Genomic DNA, 23,892 nt, shown 5'->3' with positions numbered 1-23,892 from the left:
GCTTACTCTCCACGAAGGGCCGACATCAGCCCTTTGAATTTGCTGTTGAGCAGCGTAAAGCTGGCTTGGAAGTTCACCGAGTTCTCGGCGTAGGCCGATTGCTCCAGCTGGGCGTCGACGGTGTTCTGGTCGATCGACGGCTGCATCGGCGTGCGATACAGCAGCGACTCGTCACCACTGCTCAGACCTTGTGCTTCGATATGACGGTTGTTGGTCATGTTCAAGGCGAAGGTGCCGTTCTTGGTCTTGTCCTGCTGTGCGGCAAGCACGGCGGAGAAGTCCAGGTCCCGAGCCTTGTAGTTCGGGGTATCGGCGTTGGCAATGTTGTTGGCCAGGACTTCAGCACGCTGGGCGCGGAAGCCCAGGGCTTTTTCGTGGATACCGAGCGCTTTATCGAAGCTGATGCTCATGGCGGAAACCTTTAGGCTGACCTGCTGTTCGTTAACTGGGTTATAGCAAAGCGCATGCCAGTTTCTGAAAAGCCCATGAATCAAGGGTTTACGGGGATATTGCCGGCGGCAATGCCAGAAAAGCGGCAACGGGTCTCCGCGTAGCGCCAGTAAAGCGGCAATCCGGCTTGCCGCTATCCTGAGGATTGCCGCACAAAAAAAATGTGGGAGGGGGCTTGCCCCCGATAGCGGTGTATCAGTGATAGATGCATCAACTGAACCACCGTTATCGGGGGCAAGCCCCCTCCCACATTCTTGACCGCGTACGCTTTATTACTTGGCCTGGTAGATGATCCCAGGGCTGCACTGCACCATCTGGAAATGATCCGGCAGGCCATTGAGCGCCTCGGAAGCACCGAGGAACAAGTAACCACCACGCTTGAGGGTGCCGTGGATGCGCAACAGGATGTCTTTCTTCACTTCGGCCGAAAAGTAGATCAGCACGTTGCGGCAAAACACCATGTCGAACTTGCCAAGGCTGGCGTAGCTATCAAGCAGGTTGAACGAGCGGAACTCAACGCGGCTCTTGATTGGCGCCTTGATCGCCCAACGCCCCGCCCCTTTCGGGTCGAAGTAACGTTGCAGTCGTTCCTGGGACAAACCACGCCCCAGAGCCAGGCTGTCGTACTCGCCGGTCTTGCAATTAGTGAGCATGGTGCCGGACAGGTCAGTGGCAACAATTTGTGCCCCGGCCTTCAACTGACCCATGTTTGTCCGCTCGAACTCATCAATGGACATCGAGATAGAGTACGGTTCCTGCCCCGAGGAGCAGGCTGCCGACCAGATGCGCAGACGCTGGCCCGGGCTGGCCTTGATAGCCTCCGGCAGCACTTTGCTCTTGAGCACTTCAAAGGGGTACGTATCACGAAACCAAAGGGTTTCGTTGGTGGTCATGGCATCGACCACCATTTCTTTGAGACCACTGCGCGGCTGCCCCTGGATCCGTTGAACCAACTCGCCCAGGGACTTGATGCCCTGCTGCTCCATCAGTTTGTTAAGACGGCTGGATACCAGGTATTGCTTGTTTTCACCGAGCAATATGCCACAGGCTTTTTCCAGGAAGACCCGGAACTGTTCAAAATCCAAATTACCCGTAGACACTGATACCGCCTCTAAAATCGTAAGACCGCCAGGGCAACAAGCCCTTAGCTGTGATCTGCTGCCTTGATCCGGTCGACTACCCGGGATGCCAGGTCATCAGGACGGAATTTGGCCAGGAAGTCATCGGCACCGACCTTCTTGACCATCGCCTGATTGAATACGCCCGACAACGAAGTATGCAGGATGATATGCAATTTTTGCATGCGTGGATCGCTGCGTATCTCAGCCGTGAGGGTGTAGCCGTCCATTTCCGGCATCTCGATGTCGGAGATCATCATCAAGAATTCTTCTTCCGGTTTCTTGCCTTCATCCACCAGCTTGCGCAGGTAATCCAGCGCCTGGCGACCATCATTAAGCGCCACCACTTCCACGCCGACGGTTTGCAGGCAACGGGTCACCTGCTTGCGTGCCACCGAGGAGTCATCCACCGTGAGCACACGCAGCGAGACCGCCTTATGCGCCGTTTCGGCATCCACCACGCCCACGGAAATCGATTCCGAGGTCGGCGCAACTTCGGCGAGGATCTTCTCCACGTCGATGATTTCCACCAACTGGTTATCGACCCGCGTCACCGCCGTGAGGTAGTGGTCGCGGCCAGTGCCCTTGGGCGGCGGATGAATCTCTTCCCAGTTCATGTTGACGATGCGCTCCACCGAGCGCACCAGGAAGCCCTGGGTCTTGGTGTTGTACTCGGTGATGATTACGAACGGGCTCTCGCGGTCCTGCAGGCCAGCCGAACCGGTGGCCAGGGCCAGGTCAAGAATCGGGATGGTCGCGCCACGGATGTTGGCTACGCCACACACCACAGGGCTGGACTTGGGCATGATCGTCAGCTTGGGACATTGCAGCACTTCCCGCACCTTGAACACATTGATGCCGTACAGCTGTTTGCCATCCAGGCGAAAAAGCAACAACTCCAGGCGATTCTGCCCTACCAGCTGTGTGCGCTGGTTTACTGAATCCATTACTCCTGCCATGCCCAGACTCCTACGCTAAAACCTTGAAGGTGCGACGCGCACCCAACACTAAACGGCACGAGCTTTGCTATTTATTGGCCATGGATATTAAAACGACAGTTTCCCGACGCCTTCGATTCCCACAGTACCGCAGATTGCTCTGCGCCTCGGTGGCATTGCTTGCTTTCTGCCTCGGCGCCACGGCCCGCGCAGATAACGTCACCTTGCCTGATCTACTTATCGGCGTCACTCAGGGCTTTCTTGAGTTCACTGTAGAAGATTATCTGGCGACCACCCAGACACCGGGGCGTTATGAAATCCAGGTCAACCAGTTGGACCCGCGCCTGCGCATGCCTATGTGCGACAAGGAATTGACAGCGACCCTGGAAAGCCCTGCTCAGCCTATCGGCCGCGTGACGGTGCGGGTGCGCTGCGATGGCGCCTCGCCCTGGACGGTGTTTGTGCCGGCACAGGTCAAGCTATTCCGCGATGTAGTGGTGGTGGCCCGACCGCTGAAACGCACCGGCATCATTGGTTTTGAAGACGTTGTGCTGCGTGAACGCGACATCAGCCTGATCAACCAGGGCTATCTCACATCAGTGGACCAAGCCATCGGGCAGAAATTGACCCGACCAGTGGTCACCGATCAGGTGATTACGCTGGTGCATCTGGAACAGGCCGAGGTCATTCGCAAGGGCGATCAGGTGGTGATTTCCGCGAGCAGCGGGGGATTGAATGTGAAAATGCCTGGTGAAGCACTGTCCAACGGCGGCATGAGCGAACAGATTCGAGTCAAGAACCTCAACTCCAACCGCGTGATCAAGGCGCGGGTGACAGCCCCAGGGCAAGTCGAGGTCGCTTTATAGATTACTGGTACAGGACGCTGGGTTTTCCTACACTGTGCACGAGAAGTCCCGTGCGGAGATTTATTGTCATTCGCGCCTAAAGTTTGTCCGGGTATGGCCGAAAACATGGCAAGCGTCCAAATACCCAGAGGTTTTTTTATCATGGTCATCGATTTCAGCCGTTTGAATAACGCCCCGACGACGTCAGGCACTACGCGCACCACCAGCACCAAGGACAGCGTAGAAGCCAAGGCCCCGGCGCTGCCCGTCAAGGCAGAACAGGCCAGCCAGAGCGGGGAATCCGTACACCTGAGCAATGAGGCTCAACAGTTGCAGAAGGTCACTGACTCGCTGCGCGATCAACCCGTGGTCAATAAAGCCCGTGTGGCCGAATTGAAACAGGCAATCGCCGATGGCAGCTATAAAGTCGACAGCAACCGTGTAGCCAGCAAGCTGCTTAATTTCGAAGCCGAGCGCTAGGCAAAGGCCTGCGCAGGGCTTTTGGACGCTTAAAACCCAAGGCCAGCCATGCATCACGACGAACATTTGCTGCAACTGATCATTGATGATCTAGCGCCGACGCAACAATTGCTGGAGCTGCTAAGAGAGGAATCACTGGCCCTTTACGGCCGGGATATGCCGTTGCTGGAAGAAATTCTGGCGCGCAAACAGTCGCTGATTGTCCTCTTGGAACAGCACGGCAAAAAACGCAGCCAGATCCTGATCAGCCTTGGCCTGCCGGCAGACCACGACGGCTTGGCGCAACTGGCCAGCCACTCCTCGGTCGGCGATCAGCTCCTGAGCCAGAGCAAAGAACTCAACCAATTGCTCGCCCAGTGCCAGGAAGCCAACCTGCTTAACGGTCAGTCGATCCAGCTTCAGCAAGCCACGACTGCCAACCAGTTGCGCATACTCCACGGCGGAGAGCCGCCGGCACTGTATAACGCCCAGGGATCAACCTCGCGCCTGGTCAAGCCAAGCACCCGCAGCCAAGCCTGACGCCAGTTTACTGTGCGCCCTATCCAAGGCGCGCCACATGCTGGCAAAATGCCGGTTCTTGCGTGTAGTCGTATTTTGTCTGGAGATGGAAGAACCGTGTTCAACGCCCTTAATGCGGAAGATGCGCCGCAGCCACCCAAGGTGCTCACCACGCCTCTGGAAATCGCAGGCACCTTGCGGATGCTGCAAGACAGCCATGACCCGCTGATCATCACCTTCCATGAGCGCAGCCAGCGCTTCCAGAGCTATCTGGTGGACGTTAACCGTGACAGCAGCACGCTGGCGCTGGACGAAATGATCCCCCGTGATGGCGAACGCCACCTCGAAAACGGCGAACCCTTCCGTATCGAAGGCTTCCACGACGGCGTGCGCGTCGCCTGGGAAAGCACCGGCAACCTCAAAATCAGCGAAAAAGATGGCCACCGTATCTACACCGGCAGCCTGCCGGACGAGGTGGTCTACCATCAGCGCCGCAATGCATTTCGCGCCGCGCTGAAGCTGGCACAACTGGTGAACATCGAGCTCGGCGGCGAAAAACTCAAGGCGCCGGTCAACGGCAAATTGCTCGATATCTCCGCCACCGGCTGCAAACTGCGCTTTGAAGGCGACATCTCCGAACGCTTGCAACTGGGCCAGGTCTACGACCGCTTTATCGCCGCCCTGCCGTTTGGCAGCATGACCACTTCGGTCGAGCTGCGTTACCTGCACTTCGAAGAGAAGATAAACACCACCTTTGCCGGCGTGCGCTTCCACAACATGAGTGGCCTGGTGCAGCGCCAAGTCGAACGTTTTGTGTATCAACTGCAGCGAGAAGCGCGGCGCTTCGACAAGGACGACGATTTTTAATCATTAAAGATCGCGGTAAAAAAACGGGCAGATCCTTTGGGGATCTGCCCGTTTTTACTTTCAGGGGCGCGCCCTGCTCAAGTCATGCGGATGCTCTTCCGGCCCCAGAGGTTCCGGCGGCCCGACAAAGGCTGGCTCATCTACTGGCGGCTGGGGATCAGTTTCCGGCTCAGGCTCAGGATCAGGGACATTCTGCATCTGCTCCTGCACCACTTGCTCATCGACCCGTGGATCAAGCGCGGCCACCAGCGGCGAACTCGACATGCTGTCGGGCATCGCCACGTGATGCAGGGGGGCATCCTCCACCTGATGCAAATTGGTCACCGCCTTCGGCCGGATGCGCCATACCAGGATCAACGCACACAGGCTGAAGAAGGCATACAGCATTTGGCTGCCGAACATCTTCATGATCACGCCTGCCAGCAACGGCCCGATACTCGCACCAACGCCATAAGTCACCAGCAGCATGGCAGTCAGCGATACTCGACGGTCGCCTTCCACATGGTCATTGGAAAACGCCACCGCCAGCGGGTACAGACAGAACTGCACCAGCGAACACAGGAAGCCCGCGACAAACAGCACTTCCAGCGGCACCTGAGTCATGATCGCCAGCGGCAAGGCCGCTACCGCCAGGCACAAGGCAAAACAACGAATCAACAGCGCCCTATCATAACGATCCGACAACCAGCCCAGAGGCCACTGCACCAGCAGCCCGGCAAAAATACAGCTACCCATGAACAGACCGACTTGCTCCGTCGTGAGCCCCTGCTGGGACGCATAAAGCGGCGCCAAACCGTAAAACGAACCGACAATCAGCCCCGCACCCAACACTGTACTCAGCGACTGGGGCACGCGCTTGATAAAGAAACGCGGCTCCATCGGCGCGGGGTGTAAGGCCGCCGGGTGAATACGTCGAGTCATGGCCACCGGCACCAGGCACAGGGCAAAGCACAGCGCCACCAGCATCAGCAACTCAAGGCCAAGCTGGGGATGCATGACCAGGATCAATTGACCCAGCACCAGCCCCAGGTAGGACGCGATCATATAGCCGCTGAATACCACGCCCCTCTGCTTGGCATCCGCCTGCTCATTGAGCCAGCTCTCGATGACCATGTACTGGCACATCATTCCGAGGCCGACAATCATCCGCAGCACGATCCAGGCCGGCAACCAGTCGATCAGGCCATGGCCCAGCACCGCCGCGCCGACGATACCGGCGCAGGTGGCATAGGCACGGATGTGCCCGACTCTCGCAATTAAGCGGTGCCCGATCTTGCCGCCCAAAACCAGGCCAAAGTAGTTGGCCGCCATCAGCGCACCCACCCATAGGCTGTCGACATGGTCGGCCGCCAGACGCAAGGCCAGGTAGGTACTGAGCAGGCCAGAGCCGATCAGCATCATCAAGGACGCGAAATAAAGGGCTCGAAAAGATTTCCAGATCTGACGCATCGGCGTTCCGAGCGGCTCCTTGCAGTGAGAGACAGGGCTATCGGCATGATAGTCCTGGGTGGCCGGTTCCGGACAGGCGGTATGAGCTGTTTCCGGGGATTAATTTGCTTGAACAGCTCAGACGACACGGGGCGTCGTAAGAGGTACACCATCGCGAAAAATACCCGACAGCACCTGCTGTGAACATTGATCGGCGGCAAGGTTCGATTGTTGTTTGAAAAGACCGAGCACGCACAAAAAAGCCCCGCCCAGAATAGTCTGTGCGGGGCTTTGGAACTGGTGTCCCAGGGCCGGTTCGAACGGCCAACCTTCCCCTTAGGAGGGGGATGCTCTATCCAATTGAGCTACTGGGACAAATGACAGCCGTCGGGCCAAGGGCATTGCGACGGACGGCGTGCATGTTAACGGCCGAGTTAGGTTTTGTCATGTCGTCCGTGGGCTTTTTGAGTGTAGGAGGATCCGCGCCCCGGAGGTCGCGGTTTCGACCCGCAAATACGGGCACTCAGGCTAATCGTGCAAAATGCACTCCCCCAAAATGCCAGCATTGCAAATTGCAAGCCTTTGACATCTTTATCAAGACCTAAACCATTGATTTTATTGAATTAATAGATTGGCACGACACCTGCAATACTTCTCCCATACCACCCCTTCAGCCACGGCGTTAAGCGGAGAACATGATCATGAACAGTGCCCTTTTGTTAACCCTTAACGCCATCGCTCTGGCTACGCTGGTCACATTCCATTTTCAGTCGGCGGGCGATAATGACCCAGCACAGATCAGCCAGGCTGTTCCGCACCACTTGCAACAACGCCCGCAGCTGGCAGTCATGACGCCGAACGCGCAATCCCCGGTACGCTTGACTCAAGGCACTCAGGCCGCCCCGGCCTCCGAACACTGGGTTTTTTAAGGTAACCGCTCATGACCAAAACTGCCTGGCTTTTTCTGTGCCTGACCACTGTCACTGGCATCTACGGCTTGGGTGCCGAGTCCCAGGACACTCAACTCAACGCACTGATTGCGAGCGGTGTCTGCGCCTGCATTCTACTGCTGACCCTTGTTATGGGTCGCCGCATCAAATTCGACCCGGTTTTGCGCTGACCCCTCCCCCCTCGTCCTACCTTATGTCGCCTCGCCCTAGTAAATCGGCAAATTGCCACTAGTCTTAAACGCAGGGGCAAAAGGCCACTTTGCTATACGATGTGCCGCCCGAATGCCCCGTTGCGGCCCGTTCTACGGGAAGATCGTCAAGCGCCCCTCTCGCAGAAAAGTTTTCCAACCAGTCCGCAAAAATGCAAATCAGTGCTGGCATAAAGCCTTTAGGCAGTTCAATATTTGTCACAGAATTGACGCCAAGGAACTGGCAAATCTGAGGCATGATGCGGCCTCTTTGCAATTCGGGTTGAACTTTGGTCGTGAGTCTTGTCTTAACTCTCATCGCTTGCGGCCAATTCCAAAAACCGCTCCCCTGAACTAACCGGTTAAATATATGCGCCCATTGAAACAGGCAATTTATTCCAGCCGTACGGCTGACAAGTTCGTCGTACGTCTGCCAGACGGAATGCGGGAACGCATTGCCGAGGTGGCTCGCAATCATCACCGCAGCATGAACTCCGAAATCATCGCGCGCCTGGAACAGAGCCTTATTCAGGAAGGTGCGCTAGGTGACGAGTTGAGCATGCGTCTGGATAGTCCTGAGCTGTCACTGCATGAACGCGAACTGCTGCAGCGTTTTCGTCAGCTCTCCCATCGCCAGCAAAATGCCCTCGTCTCGCTTATCGCGCACGACGTAGAGGCGGCCGCAGAAGCCAATTGATCTGCAACTGAAAGCCGAGGCCAGCCATGTGCTGGCTTTTTTTTGCCTGGAATTTAGAAAGGTAATGCGAGGCTGGAGGGCAAATTTGCCCCCACCGTCGGAAGGGATCAGAGCAGGAAGATCGTCGCCAGACCCAGGAAGATAAAGAAGCCGCCACTGTCGGTCATGGCGGTGATCATCACGCTGGCGCCCATGGCTGGATCTCGGCCGAGGCGCGCCAGGGTCATGGGGATCAGCACACCCATTAGCGCTGCCAGGAGCAAGTTGAGCGTCATAGCGGCGGTCATCACCACCCCCAGCGACCAGCTGCCATAGAGCAAGTAAGCCACCAGACCAATCACACCACCCCACACCAGGCCGTTGATCAGACCCACTGCCAGCTCCTTGCGCAGCAGGCGCGAAGAGTTGGCGGTACTCACCTGATCCAGCGCCATGGCGCGCACGATCATAGTAATGGTCTGATTACCGGAGTTACCGCCAATACCTGCCACAATCGGCATCAACGCAGCCAAAGCCACCAGTTTTTCGATAGACCCCTCAAAAAGCCCAATCACACGAGAGGCTATAAATGCCGTGATCAGGTTCACCGCCAGCCAGGCCCAGCGGTTATGCAACGAACGCCAGACCGACGCAAAAATATCTTCCTCTTCACGCAAACCCGCCATGTTGAGGACTTCGGTTTCACTCTCTTCACGAATAAGGTCGACGATTTCGTCGATGGTCAGACGGCCGATCAGCTTGCCGTTCTTGTCGACCACGGGCGCCGAGATCAAGTCGTAGCGCTCAAAAGCCTGCGCCGCGTCGTAGGCGTCTTCGTCCGGATGAAAACTGACGGTATCGCTAGCCATCAGGTCAGCAACCCTTTTTTCAGGATCGTTGACCAGCAGCCGCTTGATCGGCAGCACGCCCTTGAGAATGCCTTCGTAGTCAACCACGAACAGTTTGTCGGTATGACTCGGCAGCTCTTTCAAACGACGCAGGTAACGCAACACCACTTCAAGGCTGACATCCTCTCGGATGGTGACCATCTCGAAGTCCATCAGCGCGCCGACCTGGTCCTCGTCATAGGACAACGCGGAGCGCACGCGCTCACGCTGTTGGCCGTCGAGTGCCTCCATCAGCTCATGGACAACATCACGGGGCAGCTCAGGGGCCAGGTCAGCCAGTTCGTCGGCGTCCATTTCCCTGGCCGCAGCCAGGAGCTCGTGATCGTCCATGTCGGCGATCAGGGTTTCACGAACAGAATCGGATACTTCGAGCAGGATGTCGCCGTCGCGGTCGGCCTTGACCAACTGCCAGAGGGTCAGTCGATCATCGAGCGGCAAGGCTTCCAGAATGTAGGCAACGTCGGCGGAGTGCAGATCATCGAGCTTGCGCTGCAATTCGACGAGGTTTTGCCGGTGAACCAGGTTTTCGACGCGGTCGTGGTTTGGACCTTCCTGGCGATGCGTAAGGTCTTCGACCACGCGCTGGCGCTGCAGCAGCTCAATGACTTGAGCCAAGCGATCTTGCAGGCTTTCTTGTGTTTTCTTTACTTCTACTTCGGTCATAGGCGAACTCCACTCCCAGCAGCGGGGCACGCCGGAAGGATCAATCAGTCAATTCATGATTGGTAAAGCGGGGTACTGAGTAACTACTGGGTAAGTCCATGGAGATATTCCACAAGCCCCGGCGGGGCTGACGGGCGCAATGATACACCGACCGACCATCTTAAATGTCAAAAAACTGGAAAGAACAAGCGCTTGCGAGCCAAAGCTGAGTATTGGCTGCATCTTAGAACTGCGACGCCACGGCGCGAAGGGAAAACACACAAGGAAGGAGAAAAAGATAAAGTCCGACACAAACCCCAGACGGCAAAAAGCCCGCACTAGGCGGGCTTTTTGTTTGTATGGTGCACTCGACAGGATTCGAACCTGTGACCGCTCGGTTCGTAGCCGAGTACTCTATCCAGCTGAGCTACGAGTGCAGATTGTGTTTTTAGACCAGATCACAACTGGTTGAAGCCAAGTTAACCGCATTACTGCAACTAACTCTTAAATGGTGCACTCGACAGGATTCGAACCTGTGACCGCTCGGTTCGTAGCCGAGTACTCTATCCAGCTGAGCTACGAGTGCATTTGTTGCCGCGCATTATAGGCCGTTCAATCTCTATGTAAAGCTATTTTTTCGTTAATTTTCAACAACTTACCGAAAAAACCAGATTGCAACGTACTAAGCAAATAATGGCGGAGAACGGGGGATTCGAACCCCCGACACCCTTTTGAGGTGTACTCCCTTAGCAGGGGAGCGCCTTCGGCCACTCGGCCAGCTCTCCGCAACACGGGGCGTATATTAACCACGTTCCTCCCCGTTTGCAAACATAAAAAACGATAAAAATTAAAGGCTTGGTTCTTCGTCCTTCTCTTTCTTGATCCGCAGGTAGATTTCCTCGCGGTGGACCGCTACCTCTTTCGGAGCATTAACCCCGATACGTACTTGATTGCCTTTGACGCCGAGCACGGTCACGGTGATTTCGCCATCACCGATAATCAGGCTTTCTGCGCACCGACGAGTCAGAATCAGCATACCTTTCTCCTCACGCATTTCATTTCAGGAACAACAGTCTGCAAAAAAAAGGCGTTCGACCTACGACTCGAGAGTCATAGCCCTAACGACCTAAGTATTGTCGAGCGCACACAAAAGACCATGCGCCCTACAAAAAAAGGAAAGGCGCGGTAGACCGCGCCTTCCTGGCACTACATCACTCGCCCTGTCGGGCCGGAGCGTCTAGCTCAAACGCGGTATGCAGCGCGCGCACAGCAAGCTCCAGGTACTTCTCTTCGATCACTACCGAGACTTTGATTTCAGACGTGGAGATCATCTGGATATTGATGCTTTCCTTGGCCAGAGCCCCAAACATACGGCTGGCAACGCCGGCATGGGAACGCATGCCCACACCCACGATCGACACCTTGGCAATCTTGATATCGCCGACCACTTCACGGGCGCCAATCTCGCTCGCGGTGTTCTCCAGGATTTTCAATGCCGCATCGTACTCGTTGCGGTGCACAGTGAACGTGAAATCGGTGGTGTTATCGTGCGAGACGTTCTGCACGATCATGTCGACTTCAACATTCGCATCACTGATCGGGCCCAGAATCTTGAAGGCCACGCCCGGGGTGTCTGGCACGCCACGGATCGTCAGCTTGGCTTCATCGCGGTTGAAAGCGATGCCGGAAATGATCGGCTGTTCCATGGATTCCTCTTCATCAATAGTAATGAGGGTGCCCGGACCCTCTTTGAAGCTGTGCAATACGCGCAGCGGAACGTTGTACTTGCCGGCGAACTCCACCGCGCGGATCTGCAAAACCTTGGAACCGAGGCTGGCCATTTCCAGCATCTCTTCGAAGGTGATTTTGTCCAGACGCTGGGCCACGGAAACGACACGCGGGTCAGTGGTGTAGACGCCATCCACATCGGTGTAGATCTGGCACTCATCAGCCTTGAGAGCTGCCGCCAGAGCCACGCCGGTAGTGTCCGAACCGCCACGCCCGAGGGTGGTGATGTTGCCGTGTTCATCCACACCCTGGAAGCCCGCTACAACTACCACGCGGCCAGCTTTCAGATCAGTGCGAATTTTCTGATCATCGATCTGCAGAATGCGCGCCTTGGTGTGCGCACTGTCGGTGAGGATACGCACCTGGCTGCCCGTGTAGGACACCGCAGGAACGCCACGCTTGTTCAGGGCCATGGCCAGCAAGGCGATGGTCACCTGCTCACCCGTAGAGACGATCACGTCCAGCTCACGCGGGAGCGGTTGCTGGTCGCCACTGATTGCCTTGGCCAGCTCGATCAAGCGATTGGTCTCGCCGCTCATGGCCGACAGCACCACCACCAGGTCGTCGCCAGCATCGCGGAATTTCTTAACCTTGTCGGCAACCTGCTCGATTCTTTCGACAGAGCCGACCGAGGTGCCTCCAAATTTCTGTACGATCAAAGCCATTTCTAAGCCGCCTCAGCCCGTAAAGGGGCGCCTAAATATCCAATCAACCAGCACCGAACAAGCCCGCGACTAGACCACGGGCCAGTTAACAGCGCCTTAAATACCTGCCTCGACAAACGGCACGGTCAGGGCCAGGGCCGCATCCAGAGCACCGGCATCGACACCACCGCCTTGCGCCATGTCCGGACGACCACCGCCCTTCCCGCCCACCGCCGCGGCGGCTTGCTTCATCAAATCACCGGCCTTGAGTTGGCCAGTCAGGTCTTTGGTTACACCGGCAACCAGAACGACCTTATCCTCATGGACACCGCCGAGCAGGATCACTGCGCGGCCGAGCTTGTTCTTCAACTGATCGACCAGGGCCAACAGCGCCTTACCATCCTGACCATCCAGGCGCGCCGCCAGGACTTTCACGTCCTTGACATCCACCGCAGAAGACGACAGATCGTCGCCCGCCGCACTGGCTGCCTTGGCCTGCAACTGCTCCAGCTGTTTTTCCAGAGCACGGTTGCGCTCCAGCACGGCGGACAGCTTGTCGATCAGGTTGTCGCGGCTGCCCTTGACCAGGCTGGCCGCTTCCTTGAGTTGTTCTTCGGCAGCATTGAGGTAGGACAGGGCCGCAGCGCCAGTCACCGCCTCGATACGTCGCACACCGGAGGCCACACCGCCTTCACTGATGATCTTCAGCAGGCCAATGTCGCCGGTGCGGTTGGCGTGGATACCACCACACAGTTCCACCGAGAAGTCGCCGCCCATGCTCAGTACGCGCACGTTGTCGCCGTACTTCTCGCCGAACAGTGCCATGGCGCCCTTGGCCTTGGCGGTCTCGATATCGGTTTCCTCGGTTTCAACCGGGGTGTTCTTGCGCACTTGTGCATTGACGATATCTTCCAGGGCCTTGATCTGCTCCGGCTTAATCGCTTCGAAGTGGCTGAAGTCGAAACGCAGACGCTGGCTATCGACCAACGAACCCTTCTGTTGGACGTGCTCACCCAGCACCTGACGCAATGCAGCGTGCAGCAAGTGAGTGGCCGAGTGGTTCAAGGCGGTTGCATGCCGTACTTCGGCATCGACCTGCGTGTCCACTGGCGCGCCGACCGTCAAGTTGCCCAGCACCAACACACCGTGATGCAGGAACGCACCGCCGGTCTTGGTGGTGTCACGCACTTCAAAACGCCCCGATGTCGAGCTCAGGAAACCACAGTCACCGATCTGGCCACCCGACTCGGCGTAGAACGGCGTCTGGTCCAGGACCACAACGGCTTCGTCGCCTTCATTTAGAACGTCGACCGACTTGCCATCTTTATAGAGGGCAACGATCTTGGCCGAGCCAAGGGTCGCCTTGTAGCCAGTGAACTCGGTAGGCACATCAACTTTGACCAGGGTGTTGTAGTCCAGGCCAAAGGAGCTGGCGGAGCGAGCACGTACGCGCTGGGCTTCCATCTCACGCTCGAAGCCGGCTTCATCAATGGTCAGCTCGCGCTCACGGGCGATGTCAGCGGTCAGGTCCATCGGGAAGCCATAGGTATCGTAAAGCTTGAACACCACATCGCCCGGCACCACGGTGCCTTTGAGCTCAGCCAGGTCCTGTTCCAGGATCTTCAGACCGTGCTCCAACGTCTTGGTGAACTGCTCCTCTTCAGCCTTGAGCACGCGCTCGATGTTGCCCTGCTGCTGCTTGAGTTCTGGAAACGCTTCGCCCATCTCGGCCACCAAGGCGGCAACGATTTTGTAGAAGAAGCTGCCGGTGGCGCCCAACTTGTTACCGTGGCGGCAGGCTCGACGAATGATGCGGCGCAGCACATAGCCACGGCCTTCGTTGGACGGCAGCACACCGTCGGCAATCAGGAAGCCGCAGGAACGAATATGGTCCGACACAACCTTGAGCGAAGACTGGCCCTCATTGGCGCAACCAATGGCCGCCGCCGACGCGCTCAGCAGGTTGGTGAACAGGTCGATTTCATAGTTGGAGTGAACGTGCTGCATCACCGCACTGATCCGCTCCAGGCCCATGCCGGTGTCCACCGACGGCGCTGGCAGCGGATGCAACACGCCATCGGCGGTGCGGTTGAACTGCATGAATACGTTGTTCCAGATCTCGATGTAACGGTCGCCGTCTTCTTCCGGCGAGCCCGGCGGGCCACCCCAGATGTCGGCGCCGTGATCGTAGAAGATCTCGGTGCAAGGGCCACATGGGCCGGTATCGCCCATCGTCCAGAAGTTGTCGGAGGCGTAGGGCGCGCCCTTGTTGTCGCCGATGCGAATCATGCGCTCGGCAGGCACACCGATTTGTTGGGTCCAGATGTCATACGCTTCATCGTCCGTCGCGTAGACGGTGACCCAGAGTTTTTCCTTTGGCAGCTTCAGCACGTCGGTCAGGAAGGTCCAGGCGAAGGTAATCGCATCTTTTTTGAAATAATCACCGAAGCTGAAGTTACCCAGCATTTCGAAGAACGTGTGGTGACGGGCGGTATAGCCGACGTTTTCCAGGTCACTGTTCTTGCCGCCGGCACGTACGCACTTCTGGCTGCTGGTGGCGCGGGTGTAGGCGCGCTTTTCCTGGCCCAGGAAGCAGTCCTTGAACTGGTTCATCCCCGCGTTAGTGAACAGCAGGGTTGGGTCATTGCCTGGGATCAAAGAGCTGGAGGCGACACGGGTGTGACCTTGCTCTTCGAAGAAGCGAAGGAAGGCTTCACGGATTTCTGCGCTTTTCATTAGGTTCTTCCACGGAGGCTGCGGCCAAAGGCCAGTGCGCAACATCATCAGACGGAGCGACGGCAAAAGGCCGCATTATATCGGCCCTTTGCCGGGGGTACAGCGTGTTTATGCGATAGAGACGCTCAATTAGACGGTCTGCACGATCATTTGCGCGAAAATTCGACGAATGTCGCGAGCACCTGCTCGATCTGCGCCCGGCTGACATCCAGATGAGTGACCATACGCAGGCGTGGCGCGGCGCTCAACTTGATCCCGCGCTCGGCAGCAAAGGCCTTCAAGGCCTGGGCCTGATCGCCGATCTGCACGTAGACCATGTTGGTCTGCACCGGCTCGACCTCATACCCCGCTTTGCGCAGCTCTTCGCCCAGCCACTGAGCGTTGGCGTGGTCATCAGCCAGGCGTTGCACCTGATGATCCAAGGCATACAGCCCCGCCGCAGCCAGGGAACCGGCCTGGCGCATACCGCCACCGACCATCTTGCGCAAACGCCGGGCCTTGGCGATCAACATCGTAGAGCCGCACAGCACCGAGCCGATAGGGGCACCGAGCCCCTTGGACAGGCACACCGACACCGAATCGAAATGCTGGGCGATCTCCCGCGCATCCACCCCAAGCTTGACCGCCGCGTTGTAGATTCGCGCGCCATCCAAATGGAGGGCCAAGCCATGTTCACGGGTAAACGCCCGCGCCTGGGCCAGGTATTCCAAGGGCAGCACTTTGCCTTGCATGGTGTTTTCCAGAGCCAGCAAGCGGGTGCGGGCGAAGTGGAAATCGTCCGGCTTGATCGCGTCCCGTACATGGTTCAAATCCAGGGAGCCATCCGCCTGCACTTCCAGCGGCTGCGGCTGGATCGAACCCAGCACCGCTGCACCACCGCCTTCATATTTGTAGGTGTGGGCCTGCTGGCCGACGATATATTCCTCGCCGCGCTCACAATGAGCCATCAATGCCAGTAGATTGCTCATGGTGCCGGTGGGCACGAACAACGCCGCAGCAAACCCAAGGCGCTTGGCCAATTCAGCTTCCAGCAGATTGACGCTGGGGTCTTCACCGTAGACGTCATCGCCGCTGACGGCAGTGGCCATCGCGTCCAGCATGCCGGGGGTGGGTTGGGTCACGGTATCGCTGCGCAGGTCAATCACGGTCATGAAACAGGCCTCTAACAGGTTGAGTACGTCCTTTTATCGATGATTACTGCGGGCAAAGCCCCGGAATATCAAGCCCCGTTTACATTCAATCGAATACCAACCAAACAAACCGATATAGGTTATCGATACGGCGTCCGTGCAGTTTTTGAAAAACCATGTTAAAAATCTCCCCGCCACCAGGGTTCTGGTGGCAACGTTCTCAGGGCGGGGTGTAATTCCCCACCGGCGGTAATTACACGCAATGTGTATAGCCCGCGAGCGCTTGGCGCCTCGAACTGCTCACGCGGGACGGCGACAAGGTCAGCAGACCCGGTGTGATCCCGGGGCCGACGGTCATAGTCCGGATGAAGAGAGAACGGGATTGAGACCTAAGGGCCGCGCGCCTATTGACGCATGCGTACCCTTAAATCCCATTCGATTCATAACGCCCTGTTTTTTTCTTAAACAGGAGTCAGAACATGCAACCCACCGCTATCGACAGCAAAAGCAAAAACCACTACGGCGAGCGCGTCGCGTTTATCCAAGCCTGCTGGCACAAGGATATTGTCGACCAATCCCGTAAAGGCTTCCTCGCCGAAATGATCGCCCAGGGCTACCAGGAATCGGACATCGATTTCTTCGAAGTCGGCGGCGCCTTTGAAATGCCCCTGCACGCCAAGCTACTGGCCAAGACCGGTCGTTACGCAGGTATCGTTGCCGCCGCGCTGGTGGTGGACGGTGGCATCTACCGCCACGAATTCGTCGCCCAATCGGTGGTGAGCGGCCTGATGCAGGTGCAACTGGAAACTGAAGTGCCGGTGTTCTCGGTATCGCTGACGCCGCATCACTTCCACGCGGGCAGCGAACACCACGCGTTCTTCCATGATCACTTTGTGCACAAGGGCCAGGAAGCGGCGAAGACCTGCGCAGATACCCTGCACAAGGTACGGGCGATCCGTCGTAGCGAGCCACGGGCGGTAGCGGTCTAAGCAACACTGCAAAACAAAATGTGGGAGGGGGCTTGCCCCCGATAGCAGTGTGTCATTCAGCTCATCTGTAGCTGAGACACCGCCATCGGGGGCAAGCCCCCTCCCACATTTGCATCCGGTTACGCCTTGAGACCTACGCCAGGCCAGCGTCCGTGGTCGGCACAATCAATATCCCTGCCCGCAAACCATTCTTCACCTTAGGGTTGGGAAAGATGATGCGTGCGCCCTCCTCCTCGATCACCCAACGCGTCTTGGCCACATCTTCGGCCAGCAGATAACCCTTTTCCAATTCCGAAAAGTTTTCCACGTCAGCCGGCAAGTGCAGCAGGAAGGCATCACTGTGCTTGATGACTTCACGCGACACGGCGAACAGTTTCAACCCGTCCAGGCTGTCAGTCTCAGGCTCCGTGCCTTCGATGATCTGTTTGAGGCGCAGCTCCAGGCGGGAAACATTCACCCCCTGGTTCTGCCCGAACGGCCGCGCCTTGCCCAGTTCCAGGGTGAAAGCTTCGGCGTCCAGTTGCTCATAGGTAAACGCCGTGAAGGTGATCGATGTCTTGTTCTGCAGTAGCACCGCTTCCATGCCGGCAGCGTTCAAACGCGCCAGTTCGCGACGCGAATGCTGGCGCCCGTCTTTCCAGGGGTACAGGGCGAACTGCTCAATCTTCGAGCCGCGAATGGCGGTGTGCAAATCGTAATGCAGGCGCGAACGGTCAGGCTGGCTGAAGAAGCTACGGGCCAGTTGTTCAAGCTCGGCGGCGCGCATGGCTTCGGGGCCGATGTTTTTTTCGTGACGGCCGTTGAACAGCCGGTTGACGTCCAGTTCGAGGTAACGCTCGCCGCGGCGCATCGCCTCGGGGTTGCCGAACAGGAACAAAATACGAGTGCGGGGTTTGATCTCCCCACGGGCGATGCCATGCAACAAGCGGTCGAGCAGTTCGATCGGCGCGGTTTCGTTGCCATGGATGCCGGACGACAGCAGCAGGTCGCTGCCATTGTCCCGTGCTTCAGGAGGACGCACTTCAAGCGCGCCCTCGCTGAGCCAGCGCATCTGCACGCCGTCGACAGTCGATTGAATTTTTTGCGCCGGTTCACGACCGGCGAGGGTCAGTTCAAGCAATTTGCCGAGGGCGAGCATACGCAGCTTCCTTAGTGGTTGCAGCCTGGGCCGTGGACGTGATCGTCGTCATCACCTTCAACGTCGGCCGGTTCCATTTCCAGCTGCAGGCTCATCAGGTTGGTGGCCAGTGGGCGCATCAGCAGGTTGGCGTATTCGGCATCGCCTTCTTCGACGTCCACACCGATCAGCAGTTGGCCACGGCCGTCGTGCTGGATCCAGATTTCCTTGCCCTGCCAGACCACGGCGACGCGGGTGCAGGATGTTTCCAGCTGGGTGCCGTCGGTGTCTTCAAGGATCAGCTTCAGGGTGTCGGTGGTCATAAAATAGTTCTCAGCCGTGCGGCGTTAATTGATCTGGAAAGGATAAACCGAGCCCAGTTTAAGGATTTGCGTCAGTTCATCCAGTGCCGTCCGGCACTCAAGCAGCAACTGCGGGTCAGCCAGGTCGGTTTCACGCAGGCTGTCGCGGTAGTGTTTGTCGACCCATTGGGTCAGCGTGTCGTACAACGGCGCGGTCATGATAACCCCTGGATTCACCGCCGCCAGTTCCGTTTCGTTCAGCGCCACGCGCAAGCGCAGGCACGCCGGGCCGCCGCCGTTCTGCATGCTCTGCTTGAGGTCGAAGACCTTCACTTCGCGGATCAGCCCACCCGCAGCGGTCAGGCCTTGCAGGTAATGCCACACGCGCTCATTGGCGCGGCACTCTTCTGGCACGATCAACAGCATCGAGCCGTCAGGTCGGGTCAGCAACTGGCTGTTGAACAGGTAGGAACGCACTGCGTCCTCGACGCTGACCTGGGCGCGCGGCACGCACACCGACTGGAAGTTGCCGCCCACTTTGCCCAACTTTCCTTGCAGTTCGGCGAGCATCTGTTCGGTATTGAGGAACGCATCCTCGTGATAGAACAGCACTTCGCCGTTGCCCACCGCGATCACGTCGTTGTGGAACACACCCGCATCAATCACGGCCGGGTTCTGCTGGGCGTAGACCACGCCGTCGTCTTTCAAACCGTGCAGACGGGCGACGGCCTGGGAGGCTTCGAGCGTCTGGCGTGCCGGGTATTTCTGGGGGGCCGGGTAACGGGGATCGAACGCGCTGCGGCCGAACACAAAAAACTCTACCCCGGCCTCGCCATATTCACGGCAAAAACGCGTGTGGTTGGCCGCGCCTTCGTCTCCGAACTGCGCCACCGCCGGCAATGCGGCGTGATGGGCAAAGTGTTTCTGGTCAGCAAACATCGCGCCCAGCACGCGGCTGGTGGTCGGGTGTTCAATGCTGCGGTGGTACTTGCAGTTGAGGTTGGCGGCGGTGAAATGCACGCGACCATCCGCCGTGTCGGCGCTCGGGCTGACCGTGGCGGCGTTGGCCACCCACATGCTCGACGCAGAGCAACTGGCGACCAACAACGGCATGGCCTGCTTGGCCGCCTGCTGGATCACCTGGGCATCGGTCCCGCTGAAGCCAAGGCTGCGCAAGGCGGCCACGTCCGGGCGCTCTTGGGGCGCGAGTACGCCTTGCACAAAGCCCATGTCCATCAGGGCTTTCATTTTTTGCAGGCCCTGCAACGCTGCTTCCTTGGGGTTGGAATGCTGCTGGCTGTTGCTCTGGGACGCGACGTTGCCGAAGGACAAACCGCCGTAGTTATGGGTCGGCCCCACTAGACCGTCAAAATTGACTTCATAGGATTTCATCGGCGAGGCTCCACGAACATCTGTTTTTATAGGCATCAAATTACTTGAATACACCACTGAACCCCTGTGGGAGGGGGCTTGCCCCCGATAGCGGTGGATCAGTCACCTGATTCATCAACTGACACACCGCCATCGGGAGCAAGCCCCCTCCCACATTTAGATCAGCGTAATGCCGGGGGTTAGCGTGGCCGGCACCACCAGGCTTGGCGTTTCAAGCGACGCCACCGGGTACGCACAATAATCCGCCGCGTAATACGCACTGGCGCGATGGTTGCCCGACGCCCCCACCCCACCGAACGGTGCGGTACTCGCAGCGCCGGTCAGTTGTTTGTTCCAGTTGACGATCCCGGCGCGGCTTTCCAGCCAAAATTGCTGGTAACGCGCCTCGGAGTCCGACAACAAACCGGCGGCCAGGCCGTACTGGGTGTTGTTGGCCTCGGCAATCGCCGCCTCAAAATCAGCGTAGCGGATCACCTGCAACAGCGGGCCGAACAGTTCTTCGTCTTCGCGCTCGGTCACACCGGTCACGTCGATGATGCCTGGGGTCAGCAAAGCGGCCTGATCCTGCGGCTGGGTCATTTCCAGCAGCGCGACAGCGCCATTTGCCAGCATCAGCTCTTGGGCATCCATCAGCGCTTTCGCAGCGCCGAGGGAAATCACCGAGCCCATGAACGGCGCCGGTTGCTGGTCGAACGCACCGACTTCAATCGTCGCACTCACCGCCACCAGCCGCGCCAGCAATGCATCGCCCCAGGCGCCTTCCGGTACCAGCAGGCGACGGGCGCAGGTACAACGTTGGCCGGCAGAGATAAACGCCGACTGGATAATGGTGTAGACCGCCGCATCCACATCGGCCACTTCGTCCACCACCAGCGGGTTGTTGCCGCCCATCTCCAGGGCCAGGATTTTGTCCGGGCGTCCGGAGAACTGCTGGTGCAGGTGATTGCCGGTACGGCTCGAACCGGTAAAGAACAAACCGTCGATGCCTGGGTTGGCCGCCAACGCGATACCGGTTTCCCGCGCACCTTGCAGCAGATTCAACACACCCGCCGGCAGACCGGCTTCGATCCAGCACTGCACGGTCAGCTCGGCGACTTTGGGGGTCAACTCGCTCGGTTTGAACAGCACGGTGTTACCCGCCAACAAGGCCGGGACGATATGACCGTTGGGCAAATGCCCAGGGAAGTTGTAAGGGCCAAACACCGCGACCACACCGTGGGGTTTGTGGCGCAACACGGCGGTGGCGTCACCCAGGGGGCCGCTCTTCTCGCCAGTACGCTCCCGGTAGCTTTGCACCGAGATCGCAATTTTGTTGGCCATGCTGGTGACTTCAGTGGCCGATTCCCACAACGGCTTGCCGGTTTCCTCACCGATGCAGCGGGCGATTTCATCGGCGCGACGTTTAAGGGTCGCGGCGAAGGTTTCCAGCACGCTGATGCGCTCTTCCAGCGAACGCTTGGCCCAGGCCGGGAACGCCTGGCGCGCGGCCTGCACAGCGGACTCGACCTGCTCGGCAGTGGCGCCGTTGCCGGCCCACAGCACGTCTTGAGTCACCGGGTTGCGTGATTCAAACAACTCACCCTGGCCAGACAGCCAGCTACCTGCGATATACAGCGAATTCATTATTTCGACTCCCGAGCAGCAGACAACGGTACAGCGCGCACTTGATCACCCACCACCAGTTGCAGGCGCTTGGCAGTCTGCGGATCGACCACCAGCGTGCCTGCCGCCAGGCGGGCCGGTGCGGCGGTGATGCGACACTCTTCGCGCTTGCGGTTATGGATCAGGAACGGCGTGGCGTCGTCCCCCGGCGTGCCGATGGCCAATACCAGCGACTGGCTGTCGCGCACCGCACGGATTTTGCTGGTCTCACACTCCACTGCCGGGCCGGCGTCGAAGATATCGACATAGCCCTGGTAGCTGAAGCCTTCGCTCTTGAGCATGCTCAGCGCGGGTTCGGTGTCCGGATGGACCTTGCCGATCACGTTGCGCGCGTCTTCCGACAGGAAACAGCTGTACAACGGAAACTTCGGCATCAGCTCGGCGATAAACGCCTTGTTGCCCACGCCGGTGAGGTAGTCGGCCTGGCTGAATTCCATCTTAAAGAAGTGACGCCCCAGGCTTTCCCAGAACGGCGAACGCCCGGCATCGTTAGACACGCCGCGCATCTCGGCAATGATCTTGTTGCCGAACAACTGCGGAAACTCAGCGATAAACAACATGCGCGCCTTGGCCAACATGCGGCCGTTGAGGCCGTTGCGGTAGTCGGCGTGCAGGAACAACGAGCACAACTCGGAATTGCCGGTGAGGTCGTTGGCCAGGAACAGCGTCGGAATCTCGCGGTAAATGTTCAGTTCCTGGGAGGCGCTGACGGTCAGGCCCACCCGGAAGTTATACCAAGGCTCACGCAGGCCAACGGCGCCAGCGATGGCGGAAATCCCCACCACGCGGCCTTCGTCGTTTTCCAGCACGAACAGGTAGTCCGCGTCGCCACGCCCGGCGTCGCCGCGAAAGGTTTTTTCCGCCCAGCCAACCCGATGGGTCAGGCGCTCTTCGTTGGCCGGCAAGGTCGTGAGGCCGGTGCCGGTGCTGCGCGCCAGATCAATCAGGGCCGGTAAATCGCTGCTGCGTACGGGACGAACGATCATGCTATCTCCTCAGACGGGCCGCTGTTGTCAGCCACCCGCGAAACTCAGTCTTTATACCGCTACCAAGCGCACACTCGCGCCTTCGCCAACGCCCAAGGCTTCGGCAGTTGCCAAGTCCAGGGTCACCGGTTTGCCGGGCGCGTAGTCCAGTTCCAGCATCACCGCACGGTAATCCTGCAACTGCGCGTTGCTCACCAGGTATTGGCGGCCGACACCCTTGACTATCTCGCCGATCTTCACCGGAACCACGCGGCTCTGGGCAATAGAGCGAATCCCCGAAACCCGTGCATGCAGCGTGGGGCCGCCATCGAAGATGTCGATGTAATGGTCGGTCTCGAAGCCCTCGCGCATCAGGATGTCGAAGGTAATCTGCGCACGCGGGTGCACCTGGCCCATGGCTTCCTGGGCTTCGTCCGGCAACAGCGGTACGTAGATTGGGTAGTGCGGCATCAGCTCGGCGAGGAACGTACGGCTTTTCAGCCCGCACAGACGCTCGGCGGCGGCGTAGTTGAGGTCGAAGAAGTTACGGCCGATGGCATCCCAGAACGGCGAATCACCGTTCTCGTCGCTGTAGCCGACAATCTCGGTCACCACCGAGTCGGCAAAGCGCTCGGGGTGGCTGGCGACGAACAGCAGGCGGCCACGGGAATTGAGTTCCGACCACGGCGAACCGACCAGCTCGGGCACCACGTAGAAACTGGTAAGCAGGCTGTTGCCGGTGAGGTCGTGGCACTGGGAAAGCACGTGGATCTTGTTGTGGATCTTCAGCTCGCGCGAGGCGTGCACGAAGGTCTCGTTACGAAAACTGTAGAAAGGCTCCGAGTAGCCGGCCGACGCGACGATGGCCGAGCAACCGGCGAGCTTGCCGGTCTCGGTGTCTTCGAGCACGAAGAAATAGCTTTCTTCACCGTTGAAACTTACCTCGGCCGCGAAGGACGCTTCGCTGGCGGCGATCTTGTCGCTGAGGCGTTCCACATCATCCGGCAAGGAGGTGACACCAATCGGGCTGTCCGCAGCCAGACGCTGTACCTCGCCCAGATCAGCCATTTGCGCGGGGCGCATCACCAGCATGGTGTCACTCCTTAACTCTAAAACTCATAGGGGAAAATTACCGGACATAGCTGGAACAACCATATTCCAATGTGGGAGGGGGCTTGC

At 58.4% G+C, this 23,892-nt stretch carries 23 protein-coding genes, 4 tRNA genes and 1 riboswitch; of the genes, 8 read left to right on the top strand and 19 right to left on the bottom strand.

Annotated features, from left to right (window positions below; translation table 11 throughout):
• Positions 1 to 2: 2 nt before the first annotated feature.
• The 3 genes from flgB to ACVWXD_RS02395 all read right to left on the bottom strand — a co-directional run bounded on the left by flgB (position 3) and on the right by ACVWXD_RS02395 (position 2,527).
• Positions 3 to 410 carry a flagellar basal body rod protein FlgB gene (flgB, locus tag ACVWXD_RS02405; RefSeq protein ID WP_032886775.1) on the bottom strand — a complete coding sequence of 136 codons (408 nt, stop codon included), beginning with the start codon at positions 408 to 410 and terminating at the stop codon, positions 3 to 5.
• Between the two features lie 312 nt (positions 411 to 722).
• On the bottom strand, positions 723 to 1,550 hold the full coding sequence (cheR, locus tag ACVWXD_RS02400) for a protein-glutamate O-methyltransferase CheR (protein ID WP_032886774.1): 828 nt from the start codon (positions 1,548 to 1,550) through the stop codon (positions 723 to 725).
• 44 nt (positions 1,551 to 1,594) lie between these two features.
• Positions 1,595 to 2,527 (bottom strand): chemotaxis protein CheV, encoded by a 933-nt coding sequence (locus ACVWXD_RS02395; protein WP_095185679.1) that lies wholly within the window; start codon positions 2,525 to 2,527, stop codon positions 1,595 to 1,597.
• Between the two features lie 80 nt (positions 2,528 to 2,607).
• On the opposite strand from ACVWXD_RS02395, the gene flgA reads away from it, so the two are divergent.
• The 4 genes from flgA to ACVWXD_RS02375 all read left to right on the top strand — a co-directional run bounded on the left by flgA (position 2,608) and on the right by ACVWXD_RS02375 (position 5,196).
• Positions 2,608 to 3,372, top strand: a complete 765-nt coding sequence (gene flgA, locus ACVWXD_RS02390; protein ID WP_099601981.1) for a flagellar basal body P-ring formation chaperone FlgA — start codon at positions 2,608 to 2,610, stop codon at positions 3,370 to 3,372.
• A gap of 141 nt (positions 3,373 to 3,513) precedes the next feature.
• A complete protein-coding gene (gene flgM / locus ACVWXD_RS02385) occupies positions 3,514 to 3,831 on the top strand; it encodes a flagellar biosynthesis anti-sigma factor FlgM (protein ID WP_032886769.1) in 318 nt (105 codons plus the stop codon).
• A gap of 48 nt (positions 3,832 to 3,879) precedes the next feature.
• Positions 3,880 to 4,350 carry a flagella synthesis protein FlgN gene (locus ACVWXD_RS02380; RefSeq protein ID WP_032886768.1) on the top strand — a complete coding sequence of 157 codons (471 nt, stop codon included), beginning with the start codon at positions 3,880 to 3,882 and terminating at the stop codon, positions 4,348 to 4,350.
• Positions 4,351 to 4,446: 96 nt separating this feature from the next.
• On the top strand, positions 4,447 to 5,196 hold the full coding sequence (locus tag ACVWXD_RS02375) for a flagellar brake protein (RefSeq protein WP_032886767.1): 750 nt from the start codon (positions 4,447 to 4,449) through the stop codon (positions 5,194 to 5,196).
• A gap of 60 nt (positions 5,197 to 5,256) precedes the next feature.
• On the opposite strand, the gene ACVWXD_RS02370 is transcribed toward ACVWXD_RS02375, so the two are convergent.
• Positions 5,257 to 6,645: an MFS transporter gene (locus tag ACVWXD_RS02370; protein ID WP_095185681.1), complete on the bottom strand. Its 1,389-nt coding sequence runs from the start codon at positions 6,643 to 6,645 to the stop codon at positions 5,257 to 5,259.
• Positions 6,646 to 6,922: 277 nt separating this feature from the next.
• Positions 6,923 to 6,999, bottom strand: a tRNA-Arg gene (locus ACVWXD_RS02365).
• Between the two features lie 326 nt (positions 7,000 to 7,325).
• Here ACVWXD_RS02365 and ACVWXD_RS02360 point away from each other — a divergent pair.
• The 3 genes from ACVWXD_RS02360 (at position 7,326) to ACVWXD_RS02350 (ending at position 8,459) form a co-directional block, all read left to right on the top strand.
• Complete coding sequence (locus ACVWXD_RS02360) at positions 7,326 to 7,553, top strand: hypothetical protein (RefSeq protein ID WP_032886764.1); 228 nt, start codon at positions 7,326 to 7,328, stop codon at positions 7,551 to 7,553.
• Positions 7,554 to 7,564: 11 nt separating this feature from the next.
• Positions 7,565 to 7,744 carry a PA3371 family protein gene (locus tag ACVWXD_RS02355; RefSeq protein ID WP_032886763.1) on the top strand — a complete coding sequence of 60 codons (180 nt, stop codon included), beginning with the start codon at positions 7,565 to 7,567 and terminating at the stop codon, positions 7,742 to 7,744.
• Between the two features lie 388 nt (positions 7,745 to 8,132).
• Positions 8,133 to 8,459: an Arc family DNA-binding protein gene (locus tag ACVWXD_RS02350; protein WP_003175643.1), complete on the top strand. Its 327-nt coding sequence runs from the start codon at positions 8,133 to 8,135 to the stop codon at positions 8,457 to 8,459.
• Between the two features lie 107 nt (positions 8,460 to 8,566).
• On the opposite strand, the gene mgtE is transcribed toward ACVWXD_RS02350, so the two are convergent.
• The 8 genes from mgtE to ltaE all read right to left on the bottom strand — a co-directional run bounded on the left by mgtE (position 8,567) and on the right by ltaE (position 16,307).
• Positions 8,567 to 10,009, bottom strand: a complete 1,443-nt coding sequence (mgtE, locus tag ACVWXD_RS02345) for a magnesium transporter (RefSeq protein WP_032886762.1) — start codon at positions 10,007 to 10,009, stop codon at positions 8,567 to 8,569.
• 339 nt (positions 10,010 to 10,348) lie between these two features.
• Positions 10,349 to 10,425 (bottom strand) — tRNA-Arg (locus ACVWXD_RS02340).
• A 72-nt stretch (positions 10,426 to 10,497) separates the two neighbouring features.
• Positions 10,498 to 10,574: transfer RNA gene (locus ACVWXD_RS02335), tRNA-Arg, on the bottom strand.
• A gap of 108 nt (positions 10,575 to 10,682) precedes the next feature.
• A tRNA-Ser gene (locus tag ACVWXD_RS02330) sits at positions 10,683 to 10,773 on the bottom strand.
• A gap of 62 nt (positions 10,774 to 10,835) precedes the next feature.
• Complete coding sequence (gene csrA / locus ACVWXD_RS02325) at positions 10,836 to 11,024, bottom strand: carbon storage regulator CsrA (protein ID WP_003175645.1); 189 nt, start codon at positions 11,022 to 11,024, stop codon at positions 10,836 to 10,838.
• A 175-nt stretch (positions 11,025 to 11,199) separates the two neighbouring features.
• Entirely contained in the window at positions 11,200 to 12,441 is a 1,242-nt protein-coding gene (locus tag ACVWXD_RS02320; RefSeq protein WP_032886761.1) for an aspartate kinase, read from the bottom strand.
• A gap of 96 nt (positions 12,442 to 12,537) precedes the next feature.
• Positions 12,538 to 15,156 carry an alanine--tRNA ligase gene (alaS, locus tag ACVWXD_RS02315; RefSeq protein WP_457370638.1) on the bottom strand — a complete coding sequence of 873 codons (2,619 nt, stop codon included), beginning with the start codon at positions 15,154 to 15,156 and terminating at the stop codon, positions 12,538 to 12,540.
• Between the two features lie 146 nt (positions 15,157 to 15,302).
• Positions 15,303 to 16,307, bottom strand: coding sequence for a low-specificity L-threonine aldolase (gene ltaE / locus ACVWXD_RS02310; protein ID WP_122753549.1), 1,005 nt, complete (start codon positions 16,305 to 16,307; stop codon positions 15,303 to 15,305).
• Positions 16,308 to 16,498: 191 nt separating this feature from the next.
• A riboswitch (FMN riboswitch) is annotated at positions 16,499 to 16,668 on the top strand.
• A gap of 97 nt (positions 16,669 to 16,765) precedes the next feature.
• On the opposite strand from ltaE, the gene ACVWXD_RS02305 reads away from it, so the two are divergent.
• A complete protein-coding gene (locus tag ACVWXD_RS02305) occupies positions 16,766 to 17,275 on the top strand; it encodes a 6,7-dimethyl-8-ribityllumazine synthase (RefSeq protein WP_095185700.1) in 510 nt (169 codons plus the stop codon).
• 133 nt (positions 17,276 to 17,408) lie between these two features.
• Here ACVWXD_RS02305 and astE read toward each other — a convergent pair whose 3' ends face one another.
• The 6 genes from astE to aruF form a co-directional block, all read right to left on the bottom strand.
• Positions 17,409 to 18,413 carry a succinylglutamate desuccinylase gene (gene astE, locus ACVWXD_RS02300; protein ID WP_122681237.1) on the bottom strand — a complete coding sequence of 335 codons (1,005 nt, stop codon included), beginning with the start codon at positions 18,411 to 18,413 and terminating at the stop codon, positions 17,409 to 17,411.
• A gap of 11 nt (positions 18,414 to 18,424) precedes the next feature.
• Positions 18,425 to 18,715: a hypothetical protein gene (locus ACVWXD_RS02295; protein WP_003214319.1), complete on the bottom strand. Its 291-nt coding sequence runs from the start codon at positions 18,713 to 18,715 to the stop codon at positions 18,425 to 18,427.
• Positions 18,716 to 18,739: 24 nt separating this feature from the next.
• Positions 18,740 to 20,086, bottom strand: coding sequence for an N-succinylarginine dihydrolase (gene astB / locus ACVWXD_RS02290; RefSeq protein ID WP_095185702.1), 1,347 nt, complete (start codon positions 20,084 to 20,086; stop codon positions 18,740 to 18,742).
• A 156-nt stretch (positions 20,087 to 20,242) separates the two neighbouring features.
• Positions 20,243 to 21,712: a succinylglutamate-semialdehyde dehydrogenase gene (gene astD / locus ACVWXD_RS02285; RefSeq protein ID WP_164444890.1), complete on the bottom strand. Its 1,470-nt coding sequence runs from the start codon at positions 21,710 to 21,712 to the stop codon at positions 20,243 to 20,245.
• A complete protein-coding gene (gene astA, locus ACVWXD_RS02280) occupies positions 21,709 to 22,734 on the bottom strand; it encodes an arginine N-succinyltransferase (protein ID WP_032886754.1) in 1,026 nt (341 codons plus the stop codon). Before astA ends, astD begins: the two co-directional genes overlap by 4 nt.
• Before the next feature lie 51 nt (positions 22,735 to 22,785).
• Entirely contained in the window at positions 22,786 to 23,805 is a 1,020-nt protein-coding gene (gene aruF / locus ACVWXD_RS02275) for an arginine/ornithine succinyltransferase subunit alpha (protein WP_401384121.1), read from the bottom strand.
• Positions 23,806 to 23,892 lie beyond the last annotated feature (87 nt).

Source organism: Pseudomonas sp. TE3911 (assembly GCF_054062775.1).
Note: the sequence above shows the minus strand (reverse complement) of the source record. Positions and strands in the feature narration are given on the sequence as shown.

What these genes read in the sequence shown, in the direction of transcription:
- ACVWXD_RS02395 (WP_095185679.1), bottom strand. Translation starts at nt 2,527, where the DNA reads ATGGCAGGAGTAATGGATTCAGTAAACCAGCGCACACAGCTGGTAGGG.
- csrA (WP_003175645.1), bottom strand. Translation starts at nt 11,024, where the DNA reads ATGCTGATTCTGACTCGTCGGTGCGCAGAAAGCCTGATTATCGGTGAT.
- flgA (WP_099601981.1), top strand. Translation starts at nt 2,608, where the DNA reads ATGGATATTAAAACGACAGTTTCCCGACGCCTTCGATTCCCACAGTAC.
- ltaE (WP_122753549.1), bottom strand. Translation starts at nt 16,307, where the DNA reads ATGACCGTGATTGACCTGCGCAGCGATACCGTGACCCAACCCACCCCC.
- ACVWXD_RS02380 (WP_032886768.1), top strand. Translation starts at nt 3,880, where the DNA reads ATGCATCACGACGAACATTTGCTGCAACTGATCATTGATGATCTAGCG.
- ACVWXD_RS02355 (WP_032886763.1), top strand. Translation starts at nt 7,565, where the DNA reads ATGACCAAAACTGCCTGGCTTTTTCTGTGCCTGACCACTGTCACTGGC.
- astE (WP_122681237.1), bottom strand. Translation starts at nt 18,413, where the DNA reads ATGCTCGCCCTCGGCAAATTGCTTGAACTGACCCTCGCCGGTCGTGAA.
- flgM (WP_032886769.1), top strand. Translation starts at nt 3,514, where the DNA reads ATGGTCATCGATTTCAGCCGTTTGAATAACGCCCCGACGACGTCAGGC.
- ACVWXD_RS02350 (WP_003175643.1), top strand. Translation starts at nt 8,133, where the DNA reads ATGCGCCCATTGAAACAGGCAATTTATTCCAGCCGTACGGCTGACAAG.
- alaS (WP_457370638.1), bottom strand. Translation starts at nt 15,156, where the DNA reads ATGAAAAGCGCAGAAATCCGTGAAGCCTTCCTTCGCTTCTTCGAAGAG.
- ACVWXD_RS02305 (WP_095185700.1), top strand. Translation starts at nt 16,766, where the DNA reads ATGCAACCCACCGCTATCGACAGCAAAAGCAAAAACCACTACGGCGAG.
- astA (WP_032886754.1), bottom strand. Translation starts at nt 22,734, where the DNA reads ATGATCGTTCGTCCCGTACGCAGCAGCGATTTACCGGCCCTGATTGAT.
- ACVWXD_RS02360 (WP_032886764.1), top strand. Translation starts at nt 7,326, where the DNA reads ATGAACAGTGCCCTTTTGTTAACCCTTAACGCCATCGCTCTGGCTACG.
- mgtE (WP_032886762.1), bottom strand. Translation starts at nt 10,009, where the DNA reads ATGACCGAAGTAGAAGTAAAGAAAACACAAGAAAGCCTGCAAGATCGC.
- ACVWXD_RS02295 (WP_003214319.1), bottom strand. Translation starts at nt 18,715, where the DNA reads ATGACCACCGACACCCTGAAGCTGATCCTTGAAGACACCGACGGCACC.
- astB (WP_095185702.1), bottom strand. Translation starts at nt 20,086, where the DNA reads ATGAAATCCTATGAAGTCAATTTTGACGGTCTAGTGGGGCCGACCCAT.
- aruF (WP_401384121.1), bottom strand. Translation starts at nt 23,805, where the DNA reads ATGCTGGTGATGCGCCCCGCGCAAATGGCTGATCTGGGCGAGGTACAG.
- ACVWXD_RS02320 (WP_032886761.1), bottom strand. Translation starts at nt 12,441, where the DNA reads ATGGCTTTGATCGTACAGAAATTTGGAGGCACCTCGGTCGGCTCTGTC.
- ACVWXD_RS02370 (WP_095185681.1), bottom strand. Translation starts at nt 6,645, where the DNA reads ATGCGTCAGATCTGGAAATCTTTTCGAGCCCTTTATTTCGCGTCCTTG.
- flgB (WP_032886775.1), bottom strand. Translation starts at nt 410, where the DNA reads ATGAGCATCAGCTTCGATAAAGCGCTCGGTATCCACGAAAAAGCCCTG.